Here is a 12,799-nt window from a genome sequence, read left to right as displayed (position 1 = left end):
GGACTAGGGGCTAGGGGTTGGGGTAATTCAGTAATTTTGGGGGATTTTGTTTCTTTTTCCAGCAAATCCACAATGTGAACTACAGGCTCATCTAAAGACAAAGCTTCAATAAAAGCATTCACAGCTTGGTCTGCTTCCAGAAGTTTCAATCCTTTAACTTTCGCCAAAATTACCAGCGCTTGTCCGCCAATTTTTGCCATTCCCTTGTCGCGCCAAAGGGAGAAATTAACGGCGAGTGAATGTCCTGGTGCGCCCCGTTGGGTACGGTATATTGCATAATTATCTAAGAAAATATTAGCTGCTGCATAATCTCCTAAGTTAGCTCCCCATTCAGCTTTAGATGCAGCCGCCGAGGAGATGACAGCAAAGCATTTCAAAGGTTCGTTTTGGGTGACATTATCTAAAATAATGGTTCCCTCAACCTTGGGTGCAAGTACCTCGGCAACTGTTTCGGGTGTTTTTTGCAACAGCTTAAATCGAGTTTGATCTTGTACTCCAGCAGCGTGGATGACTCCATGTAATTGTCCAAACTGCTCATGGATAGTTTCCATTAACAGCTGCATCCCTTCGGCATCTGTCACATCGACAGCGTGATACAGTACCGTAGCTCCCAGTTGCTCTAAGTCTTGAACAATGCGGATGCGTTTACTGGTGCTGTTGTCACCGTCATGCAAGTGCCATTCTGCTTTTGGTGGTAGGGGATGACGACCAGTTAGGACTAAATTAATCGGTGCGCGATTCACCATTCCCTTAGCGATTTCTGCCCCGACATCACTCACACCACCAGTAATTAACCAAGTATCTCCCGGTGTTAAGACTGACTGAAATTCCTTATTAGCAGGAATTTCCATTCTTTCTAAAATCCTGATCAACCGTTTTCCTTGGCGGATAACTACAATTCCTTCTTTGTCTGGTTTGGCTGGTAGTTCTTGGAATAAAATTTGAGCCAGAGCTTCTGGAGATGCACTCCCCGGTGTAATATCTACTACTTTTGCTTGAATATTGTTGTGTTCTTGAGTAATTGTCTGGGTTAAAGTTGCGCCCATCGCTTGGTGTAAACCCTGGAGTGTTTCATTTGCAGATGTTACATAAGCACCTTGAGTTAACAGTAGGAGATTGATGGGAGAATTTGAGTAATGTTTGATTAGTGCTTGCCCCAAATACAACACGCTGTACATGCCTTCTTGCAGTACAGAATCGTGAGAATCCACAGGCAACCGGGAGATAGCAGCCTGATTGTAATTCCAGAGGTGGATAATAGCTGTAATCGTCAGACCTTGCTGTTTTAAAGCTTGAATTAGTTGGTCATAGTCTTCCGGTGAAGCAGGATTGATAGTAAAGTGGCGTTCTTTTTTTTGTTGGAACTTTTGACCAGCAGTGACAAAATAAACAGGATATTTTTCTGCATCAAACAGCTTCTCTAGGTTCTTAGCAACCATTTGAGCGTCCTTAAAAATGAGGACAGCCCCCGGCGAAATCTCTCCTGTTTTAACTAGCTGCTGAGATTGCCATTGCCACTCATAAAAGTATTTAGAACTCTCTAAAACTCTTATTTCTTGGCGTACTTGGCGCACTTGGCGGTTCGTTTCTTCATAATTCTGTGTAGACTGAGATGCCTGATTCTGTCTTTGTTTGCCGAATTCGTCTGTTGTAGTATTCAATTTTGTATTTTTTCCTCCATCGGTTTTAATCCAAAAACGTTGACGCTGAAACGGATAAGTAGGAAGTGCTAACTTATTGCGTGTAAAATCTCGGTCAAATCCAGACCAGTCCACATCCACGCCAAGGGTGTATAGTGTCCCTAAACTACTGAGTAATGATTGCCAGTTATCTTCTTTGGTGAGAGAAGTTAACCAAGTTCCTACTCCCTGCGGTAAACACTGCTTTCCTAAATTTGACAGTGTGGAATTGGGGCCAATTTCCAAAAACAAGTCATAACCTTGGCGATGCAGCGTCTCCATCCCCGCTGAAAATCTCACCGCTTCTCGAATATGACGACACCAATAATTTGTATCGAGAACATCTTGATTAGTAAGGATTTCGCCTGTCAAATTAGAAACTAAAGGAATACTAGGCGCGTTAAACTTCACCGAAGCGGCAATCTTTTCAAAAGACTCCAACATCGGGTTCATCAAAGGAGAGTGAAAAGCGTGCGAGACTTTTAAAGCTTTAGCTGAAATTTTCTGAGACTCAAAGTATTTCAGCACTTCCTGCACAGCTGCTTTGGTTCCCGAAATCACAGTTTGCTTTGGACTATTCACAGTAGCAATGGATACTTCCGAGTAACGTGATATCGCCTCAGCCACTCGTTGCTCATCAGTCAAAACTGCCGCCATCATCCCATTAGGAGGTAACGCTTGCATCAGCCGTCCCCTTTGAGCAATCAACTTCAGTCCATCTTCTAAACTGAACACCCCAGCAGCACAAGCGGCGGCATACTCTCCAACACTGTGACCGATAACTACATCTGGAACAATTCCCCAAGACTTCCACAGTTCAAACAGGGCATATTCCAAGGCAAATAAAGCAGGTTGCGTATATGCAGTTTCATTTAACACTGAGTTTGCATTTGACCCAGGGTAAATAACTGATAGCAGAGGTTGTTCTAGATAAGCCCGAAGAATTTGATCGCAACGTTCCAGAGTGCGGCGAAAAACTGGTTGAGTTTCGTAGAGTTGCCGTCCCATCCCAGGATACTGAGAACCTTGTCCAGTAAACAGAAATGCGATTTTACGAGGCTTATTTGTTTCTGGCTGACTGACTACCACCGAATTAGCAAAAGTACCGAGTTGTTCGCTTAACTGGGCAGTAGATTCAGCAACCACAGCTAAACGATAATCAAAATGCGATCGCCCCGTGTTACTAGTAAAACAAACATCAGTAACAGCAACTTCCGGATTCGCCGCTAAAAACTGCCCATACTTCTGCGCTAACTCCCGCAACGCCTTTTCACTCTTCGCCGAGAGACTCAGCAAATGCTTAGGACGCTCAACTTCTGAAGCTCTTATTTCTTGGCGTACTTGGCGCTCTTGGCGGTTCGTTTCTTGACTTTCTTCCAAAATCACATGAGCATTAGTCCCACCAAACCCAAACGCACTCACCCCAGCAAATCGCGATTCTCCCGTCCATACCTGACCTTCAGTAGGAATCGCCAAACCAGTGCCCTCTAACTTGATATGAGGATTCAGCCGCTGCAAATGTAAATGAGGCGGAATCTCTTGATGCTGTAACGCCAGCACCACTTTAATCAAGCTGGCAATTCCCGATGCCGCCTCCAAGTGACCGATATTAGTTTTTACCGAACCAATCCAGCAAGAACATGATGGCGTTCTCCCCTGTTTCAACACTTCTTTGAGAGAATTGACCTCAATGGGATCTCCCAACGGCGTACCAGTACCATGCGCTTCGACATAGCTAATTTGTGCAGGTTGTACTTGTGCCTTTTCTAAAGCCTGACGCACAACCGCTTGTTGAGAAGGGCCATTTGGTGCTGTCAATCCATTACTACGACCATCTTGGTTAACCGCCGAACCTCTAATAATTCCTAAAATATTGTCTCCATCTCGTTGGGCATCACCGAGACGCTTCAGAACAACAACACCGCAGCCTTCACCACGAACGTAACCGTTAGCACTAGCATCAAATGTTTTACAATGGCCATCGTCTGCCATCATTTGCGCTTGAGAAAAAGCGATCGTTAATTCAGGAGTTAGGATCAGATTGACTCCACCAGCTAAAGCTAATTCCGACTCTTTTTGACGCAGACTTTGGCAAGCTTGATGCACCGCCACTAATGAAGAAGAACAAGCTGTATCTACTGCCCAACTCGGCCCGCGTAAATCTAACAAATAAGACAAGCGATTAGCAGTAATGCTAAACGCCGAACTAGTACCAAAGTAAGCATCAGTGCCAGTGGGATGATTAAACTGTAACCGCGCATAATCGTTAGTGCTAATGCCGATAAATACCCCAGTCTGACTACCTTTTAACCGCTGTGGAGCAATCCCAGCATTTTCTAGCGCTTCCCAACTCACCTCTAACACCAGCCGTTGTTGTGGGTCAATACTTTCGGCTTCGCGGGGACTGATACCAAAGAAACCAGCATCAAATTGATCCACATCTTCCAGGAATCCGCCCCAACGGGTGTTCATCTTTCCTGGTGTCGCTGGTTGGGCATCGTAAACTTGTTGAATATCCCAGCGATCGCCTGGTACTTCTACAATGGCATCAGTACCACTTTGTAGCAGTTGCCAAAAAGCCTCCGGGTCTTTTGCCCCAGGAAAACGACAGCCTATGCCTATAATTGCGATCGCATCTGTTTCATCACTCCCGCCAGTTTCATCTATCACCCCATCAGACTCTAATTCTGGCTGGGAATTTTCCACCAACACAGCCAAATGTTCAGCCAAAGCAGCAATAGAAGGATAATCATAAACCAAAGTCGGAGAAAGGCTCAATCCCAACCAATCTTCTAATTCTGTAGAAAGCATCATCGCCGCCAACGAATCCAAACCGTAGCGAGCAAAAGGTTCTTGAACATCTATAGTTTGAGATGCAATCTTTAACTGCTGTGAAACCTTATCAACCAACCAAACTTGAATAACTTCTGCTTGCTTTCCTTCTACCTTTGCGCCTTTGCGCGGCAGTCGCTTCAAGTCGGGAAACCCGCCCAACGCGCTGCCTTGACTTGGCGTGAGCTTTTCATATCCTGATTCAACAACACCAGTTTCTTGACTTTGCCACATATCCACAACATCCAGCGTACCCTCCAGAAACTTAGCCCGGCAAGCATGACGCTGAATCTTACCACTAGAAGTTTTCGGAATACTTGCAGGCTTAAGCAGCGATACAGCATAAACTTGTAATTCATGTTCCTCAGACACTGCTTGCCGAATAGCCCTTACAACTTCATCGATGTTCAGCTTACGAATCGCAGTCCGTTCAACCTCACAAGTCACAACGAGTTGTTCTTCGCCATCTACTTCAATTGCAAATGCTGCTGCAAAACCAATCCGTAAAGCTGAGTGACTTTTGACCGCCGTCGATTCAATATCTTGGGGATAGTGATTGCGACCCCGGATAATAATCATGTCCTTGACGCGTCCAGTGACGAACACTTCACCATCTTGCAAAAATCCGAAATCACCCGTGCGGAGAAATGGGCCACTTCCATCTTGCAGATATGCTTGAAATGTTTGCGTTGTCGCTTCCGGCCTTTGCCAATAGCCTTGAGCCATGCTGGAACTAGAAACCCAAATTTCTCCGACTTCATTAGCTGCACATTGCGTCATTGTTTCTGGATTAGCAATGACAATGTTTGTATCCAGCCAAGAATGTCCACATCCTACCAAATGCCTAATATTTTTGGTATCTGCGTTAGCTGGAACAATCCGATTTTGTTCGAGTGCTTCAGCCTCAACTTGACAATAAATCGGTTCGTCTTTGACATTGCCACCTGAAACCATCAAAGTGGACTCCGCCAAACCATAGCAGGGATAAAATAAGTTAGTCTGGAAACCAGCGGGTTTAAATTTCGCCGCAAACCGTTCCATTGTTTCTTTACGAACAGGCTCAGAACCGCTATAAGCGCTGTGCCAATGACTCAAATCGAGAGATTCTATTTGTTCTGGAGTCAGTTTGCTGCTAGCACAAAGGTCATAACCAAAGTTAGGGCCGCCGGAATGATTTGCTTGATAACGCGAAATTGCTTGCAGCCAGCGAATCGGACGCTGTACAAACGATGCAGGCGGCATCAGGATGCATTTAAACCCTGTATATATGGGTTGGAGATGTCCGTCAATTAGACCCATGTCATGAAACCCAGGCAGCCAAGACACAGACACAGTATCAGCAGTAAGTTCAAATGCCTGCTTGATATATTCCAAGTTATGCAGCAGATTGCCATGAGTGACCATGACTCCCTTGGGCGAACCAGTAGAACCCGAAGTGTATTGCAGAAAGGCTAAAGTATTGCTGTTAACTTCTGGTTGTTGCCAGTCTGAGGCTAAGTCGTGAGCAATACCATCGGTAGCAATTAAATGTAAATCTGTCAGTTCTGTATCTTGATCAAAGCGTTTTTTGATGTTCTCGAACAAAGATGTGGTAGTAAGAGCTACCTTTGCTTGAGCATCTGTGATGATTGATTGTAATCTGGTGAGCTTTTGATTTTGTTTGGGTGGGTAAGCTGGAACAGCCACCACTCCTGCATATAAACAGCCGAAAAAAGCAGTAATAAATTCTAAGCCAGATGGGTAGAGTAATAGCGCTCGTTCGCCAGTAGCTTTGATAGATTGGAGATAAGCTGCGATCGCTCTTACTTGTTGATCTAGTTCTTTGTAAGTTAAACTAGCTGTTTCTATTTCTCCATCTTGTAAAAAGGAAAAAGCTAATCTATCAGGTTGGTGTAAGGCTCTGTAGCGCAGTAGTTCTACTAAGGAAGAAAATTTTAAATATTGAAAGGAAACAGTCATATTACCTTTTCCTATGAGTTAGGGATTAGGGGCTAGGGGGGTTAGGGATTAGATAAAAATCTATTTTCATCCCTATTTTTTGATTTGATTATTTATTGTTCTTGCACAAATGCATAAATATTTTTTCTCACGCAAAGGCACAAAGACGCAAAGAATAACACGAAAATTCTATTTTTGAAGAGTAAGTTTGCTTCAACTACTTATATTGATTCGTGAGTATTTAAGTTACAGCTATCAGTAACAAAGTTAAATTTACGGAATGTGAGATGAATAATCAATGGAAAATCTTTCGCTAATCAGGGATGTATCTTAGGAAGTGGGAAGATGAGAAAGCAGGGGGGAAAAATACCACTGACCACTGACCACTAACAACTGACCACTGACTTCTTACTCCCATTGCCAGCATTTGAGTTGCCAGTCATGCCCTTCGACAGCCAAAGCGCCCACATAGCCGTAAGCAGGTGTAAACTCTTGGAGTGACCAACGGGTGACAGTGGAGCGATCGCCTTTAATACTGTAAAGTTGAACTGGTTCGCTAGGAGATAATGAAACATCTAACTGATCCATTGGGAAAAGGAGTCCATAACCAGTGGCTTTTAAATAAGCTTCTTTACGTGTCCAACAATTAAAAAAAGCTCCTAACTTTTGATCAGTAGACAATTTTTGAAAGACATTTTTTTCTCGTTCTGAAAAGCAGCGATCGGCAATTTGTTCAAAATCAGAAATAGGACGGATATATTCAATATCAACACCAATTTCACGTTTACGCGTTATGGCATATAAAACAAGTTCATGGGAGTGAGATAAATTAAAACTCAAGATACTCCCACCAGATGTTTCTTCCAAAGTTGGTTTGCCATGCTGCCCATAACAAAACTGCAATTGACTGGCACTAGTCCCTAAATAAGAGCCTAAGATTGTCCTCAATAAACCACGTCCAACAATGAAACGTTTTCTGTCTCTTTCCAAATAAAAACGCTCAGATCTTGTGCGTTCGTCTTGTGAAAGTAATTGTGCTAACGTCTGAACGCGAGATGTAGATTGGTTGAGAAAAGTACACCAGACATGAACATCTTCACTTAACAGTGACCAGTTTGTAGGTGGAGAACGCCATAGGCAATCAACGGTGATCATAGTAATTCGTAATTCGTAATTCGTAATTCGTAATTAAGACACGCAGACACATTCAATTTCTTGGGCTAAATGCTGCGCTAATACCTTGACTGTGGGATACTCATACACCAACTCTAGAGAAAACTTACGTCCCAGCCAAACTTCTATGGCGTATGTTAAACGTAACGCTTCTAGTGAAGTTATTCCGTAGTATTCAAAGGGCAGATGAATGTTGATTTCACTGTGATTAACTAGCAGCAGTTTAGAGAGATAGAAAACTAACCAGCCTTCAATGATTTTCTCTGTTTGAAACTGTTTTTGGGAATATTGTGTTTCAGAATTACTCTGACACAAAACGGTTTCTGTGCTATTACTAAAATTTTGTATCCACTCAACTAGTGGATTTTGACTACTTGCTAGAAACTGGAATAAGCCAGTATTCGTGAAATTGTTAGTGACAGTTTGCAGATCTTTCATACTGAAAATTTCCTACAATTAATGGCATCAAAGTTTATAAATATCGTTAGTAAGCTCTCTCAGATTTGTTCAATTCGTTCACTGTATAAACTAAAACTAAAGCAAAGCTAATTATTGACAAAATAAAAATCTGACGCACCCCAAAAATTTGCATAACTATGGAGGAAAGTATAGGGCCAGCGGTACATCCAAAACCATAGACGGTTGTGAATAGGGCGCTTCCAGAAGATAATTCATTCTGAGAAACTTTGTTTCCAATCATTGCGATCGCTAAGGGAAAAATAGGACTGATGCTAGCTCCAGCAATAAATGCCAGTACCTGTGTAGTAACAGAATTTGTAATTAATGAAAGAGATGACAGAGAAATTATTATGATACATACTGTCATCAAAAGAACCTTTAATTTATCAAAACGATCTGCTAAATGAGTAACTGGAAGAGTAGCAAGTAAACCTCCCAGTACAAATAAAACAAATGTAGAGCCTATTTGTTCCACACCATAATTTTGTTGTAGTAAATACACTGGATATAAAGAAACCAAAGTAGCATCAACAAAACCATAGGCATAAGCACTATAAAGAGGAAGTTTCAATTTTCTAAAAAGCTCTATGGGTATAGAAGAATTAAAAACAACAGACTTTTCAGGTAAGTTTAACCAAACCACAATTAAGCCACTGAGAATTAAAAGACTACCTAAAGAGAAAGTCAATTGTGGAGAAATATTGTAGAGAGAAGAACCCATAACTGGCCCCATACCAAATCCAAAGGAAAAAGCTAGAGAGTACAAACCACTGGCGAGTGTCCGATTACTTTCATGACAAAAGTAATTTAATGCTGTTTGCCCACAAACTAAGTACAAACAACAACCAAAACCCATAACTGCGCGGATTACAAACCACAAAGACAGTTGTGTTGTCATAGGGAACAAAGGGGCGCTACAACCCATCAGCATTAGACCTAATGTCATGGTTTTACGGAGTCCTATTTGGCGTAATATTTTTGCCACCAAAGGAGTTCCAATAAATATCATGAGAAAATACACTGTAGAGTTAGCACCTATCCATAACTCCTCAACTTGATTTTGAGCCATCAGTGTTGAGATAAAAGGATTAAACAGCCCTATAGATATACCCGATAAAAAAGCAATGACGTATAAAGCTGGTAATCCATTAGAAAAGGCAGAGTTGGGTTTAGCGGAAGTCAAATTTTCCATTGTCTTTGTCCAATTAAAAATTGATGTTTAGATTAGTAGCTGTCATGAATAAAAACTCATTTTCTCTATGTGTCTTCGTGGTAAAAAATCTTGAACCACAAAGACACATAGACGAAAGTAATTAATTTAACTTGAATTCGATAAACCTCTCACTCACTCCCTCCCTCTGTGAAACGGAACGGGGGAGCAACAATTCAGCTTTTTGCTCCCCTCTCCGTGTCGGAGAGGGGTTGGGGGAGAGGTCAAATAAGACTTGTCGAACTCACGTTAATTTAAAGAAGATGAGGCGGAGAAACATTCCTCGACTAGTTGTATACGAGATGTGTTTCTCCATTCTTTGGGAGGAAGTTTATGAATCTGGCGAAACAAGCGGATGAAATAACCTGCATCCACATACCCAACTTTTGTAGCGATTCTATTAACGGTTTCGTCAGTATTGATGAGTAAGTAGCGTGCTTCTGTCATCCGGCGTTCGACAATCCAATCGTGTACCGATCGCTGAGTTTGGCGTTTTACTAAATTTGTTAAGTAAGCATGAGAATAACCTACTGCTTGAGCTACATCAGAAAGGTTGATTTGCTGATGATAATTTTCTTCAATATATTGAAAGACTTTACTCAGTCGGGAGCTAGTAGGATAAAAAGTTGCGGTGTCTGTAGATTGTGACTTTTTGAGCGATTGGTGCTGATTAAGATACCACTGCTTGAGAGCAGTTTGTTTTTCTAATCGAGCCGCGATCGCTCCCAATAATTCTTCCACACTACAAGGTTTAGTTAGATAATCATCTGCTCCTAAGTTCATACCTTTGCGGAGTTCAGACTTAGTAAGTGTGACAGTGAGAAAAATAAACGGAATAACTGCTGTCACAGGGTCTTGGCGTAATGTGTTGAGAACGCCATAACCATCAAGTTCTGGCATTGAAATATCGCAAAGTACTAAATCAGGTGAACATTCCCGTGCGCGTTGAATACCAATAATGCCATTTTCAGCACCAATAGTGCAGAAACCTTCAGATTTAAGGCAATTAAGAAAAAGGTTGCGGATTTTCGTCTCATCTTCAATCACTAAGATATTTTTCACTGTTTCTCCTGCTAATGACTTACTACAGTTCTGAGGAATCAAAGCCATAATTTTTTCCTTCTTCCAGAGCAGAATTTTGGAGTTCAACCTGTAATAACTAAGGATTTGTGAGCTAGCTTTTCTGTTAGCGAACAAATAAAGTGAATTTTTCTACTATGGAAAATCAGAGTTGCAGGAATCAAAACTACCAGTGCGATCGCCTTTGGCGTTGGCGGAGCCATCGCTCTTGAGTAAACTTAAAGTTTGTAACTTTTATTGTTGAATGCTGCAAATTTACAAACACATCTAGCATCTCTGTTTATAAAATCTAGAAACAGAGATGACAAAACCTGCAAAAGCTTATTTGTTATCGCAACTAAATTTATTCGTGAACCTTGTTATTGATAAGAATGCCAATTCTTGATGATTTTAACCAGCAAGTATCTAAAATTTAAGGATAAAGTTAATGAAAAATCATTTCTTGGCAGCGGATAAGTTTGTCAGGCAGGGAGCAGGGGGCAGGGGGAAGGTAGTAACGGATCTTGTACTCCGACCAACCCAGAGCGCCCGCCAAGTGCGGAGCTTGATACCCATGTTCCGCTTTGCTTCACGGCTCTTAGCAGGGTGAGCAATCCCTGCTAAGAGCCCCCTGCCCCTCTGCCTCTTCGGTCATAAGTGCTTAATGCTATTGCTGAAGCGCGCCAGTTATAAACTGAAATAAAGATAGTTGAGGAACTTAAATTGAAGATTACTATAAATGTTTAACCTAAGTTTTAACAAGTCACAATCATTCCTTAATTTTCGTGAAAATTATTGAAATTTGTTAATTGACTTCGGTCTGGCTGCTTGTTTGTATTTTTTAATACTAAATTGGAATAGAAATTAAAACCGTGTTAAAAACTTGAAAAATAAACTAATTATAATAGCGCCTTAATCAATTAAATATAGAGTCTTTGATTGAGTACGGTTGGCAATTTTAGCCAGAATATTTTTTAGTACATTAATCAACTGGTGCCAATTACTCACAGACCAGAACTAACTACATGTTGAGTAAAATCATGAAACTACCTGATGGACCTAAGACTTCTCCCTTGTTGCAGTTAATACAGTGGTCAAATGACACACTAGGATATATGGAGTCTTCAACTGAGTCTTATGGTGACATCTTTAGTGCTAGGCTTGGCTCAAACTCAAACTTGACAGTGTATGTTAGCAATCCCCAAGCCATTCAGCAGATATTAATCGGTGAGTCTAAGCAGTTTGACAATACTGGTAATCAACTTTTTCAACCAATTTTAGGAAAATACTCGTTAGCCACGCTCACTGGCGAGAACCATCGCCGCCATCGCCAGTTAATCATGCCTTCATTTCATGGAGGGCGTTTGAAGGCCTATGGAAATTTGATCTGTGACATCACTGATCAGGTATTTAGTAAATTAACTCCTGGGAAAATCTTTTTGGCACGTTCTGCTATGCAAGATATCTCAGAACAAGTGATCCTCAAGGCTGTATTTGGTGTTAATAAAGGAGAGCGCTTACAAAAACTCAATCAACTCATTGGCTCAATGTTGGAATATGCTAAGTATCCCTTTGCTTCCAGCTTATTCTTTTTACCTTTTTTAAGAAAGGATTTAGGTCGGTGGAGTCCGTGGGGTTATGTTTGTCATTTGGTGCGGCAAATTGACGAACTTTTGTACACTGAAATTCAAGAATGCCGCCAAAACTATAACCCTGAAAGTACTGATATTCTCACTTTACTCATGTCATCTCGCGATGAAAATGGTGAGCCAATGACTGATGAAGAATTACGCGATGAGCTACTAACACTAATAGTTGGTGGTAAAGATGGTATAGCGTCAGCAATGGCTTGGTCATTGTATTGGGTTCATAGCCTACCTCATATTAGGGAAAAGCTGATCCAAGAACTTGATACTCTTGGTTTTTCACCCGATCCTGTAAGTATTGTTCGACTACCCTATCTCAATGCAGTTTACAAAGAAATTCTGCGTATCAGTCCAGTTGAAATTCAGGCTGAACCAAGAATTGTGAAATCACCAGTTGAGTTGTTAGGATACGAGTTGCCAATAGGTACAATATTAATTCCTTCTATTTATCTTGTTCATCAACGCCAAGATTTATACCCAGAACCTCAACAGTTTAAGCCAGAACGTTTTCTAGAAAAGCAATTTTCTTATTATGAGTATCTACCCTATGGTGGTGGCGATCGCCGCTGCCCAGGTTCAGCATTTGCTGAATTTACAATGAAGCTGGCATTAGCAACAGTTTTGTCACACTATCAGCTAAAATTAGCTAATAATAAACCTGTACGCCCTATTCTTAGTGGTTTAAACCTTGTGCCTGGCGATGGTGTGAAAATGGTCTTTTTAGGAACACGAGCTAGTAATAATTCTGCAAAGTCATCTTTAATAGCAGAAAGTACTTAGATTTTCAGATGAATTTAAAAAAC

Annotated in this window: 7 protein-coding genes; 1 reads left to right on the top strand and 6 read right to left on the bottom strand. The window is 41.4% G+C overall.

Features of this window, described 5'->3' with window-relative positions; genetic code table 11:
- From I8751_RS08005 to I8751_RS07980, 6 genes are all read right to left on the bottom strand, one after another.
- A partial coding sequence (locus I8751_RS08005; RefSeq protein WP_214438642.1) for a type I polyketide synthase occupies positions 1 to 6,470 on the bottom strand: 6,470 nt, incomplete at its 3' end.
- 387 nt (positions 6,471 to 6,857) lie between these two features.
- Positions 6,858 to 7,604: a 4'-phosphopantetheinyl transferase family protein gene (locus I8751_RS08000; protein ID WP_214438641.1), complete on the bottom strand. Its 747-nt coding sequence runs from the start codon at positions 7,602 to 7,604 to the stop codon at positions 6,858 to 6,860.
- Between the two features lie 33 nt (positions 7,605 to 7,637).
- On the bottom strand, positions 7,638 to 8,060 hold the full coding sequence (locus I8751_RS07995; RefSeq protein WP_214438640.1) for an acyl carrier protein: 423 nt from the start codon (positions 8,058 to 8,060) through the stop codon (positions 7,638 to 7,640).
- Between the two features lie 46 nt (positions 8,061 to 8,106).
- Positions 8,107 to 9,273, bottom strand: coding sequence for an MFS transporter (locus tag I8751_RS07990; protein WP_214438639.1), 1,167 nt, complete (start codon positions 9,271 to 9,273; stop codon positions 8,107 to 8,109).
- Between the two features lie 267 nt (positions 9,274 to 9,540).
- Positions 9,541 to 10,401: a response regulator transcription factor gene (locus tag I8751_RS07985; RefSeq protein ID WP_225894026.1), complete on the bottom strand. Its 861-nt coding sequence runs from the start codon at positions 10,399 to 10,401 to the stop codon at positions 9,541 to 9,543.
- Positions 10,402 to 10,436: 35 nt separating this feature from the next.
- On the bottom strand, positions 10,437 to 10,574 hold the full coding sequence (locus tag I8751_RS07980) for a hypothetical protein (protein WP_214438638.1): 138 nt from the start codon (positions 10,572 to 10,574) through the stop codon (positions 10,437 to 10,439).
- 816 nt (positions 10,575 to 11,390) lie between these two features.
- Between I8751_RS07980 and I8751_RS07975 the strand changes: the two genes are divergently transcribed.
- Positions 11,391 to 12,776: a cytochrome P450 gene (locus I8751_RS07975; RefSeq protein WP_214438637.1), complete on the top strand. Its 1,386-nt coding sequence runs from the start codon at positions 11,391 to 11,393 to the stop codon at positions 12,774 to 12,776.
- The last annotated feature ends 23 nt before the right edge of the window (positions 12,777 to 12,799 follow it).

Origin of the sequence: Atlanticothrix silvestris CENA357, assembly GCF_016056295.1 — a bacterium.
GTDB lineage: Bacteria > Cyanobacteriota > Cyanobacteriia > Cyanobacteriales > Nostocaceae > Atlanticothrix > Atlanticothrix silvestris.
Note: the sequence above shows the minus strand (reverse complement) of the source record. Positions and strands in the feature narration are given on the sequence as shown.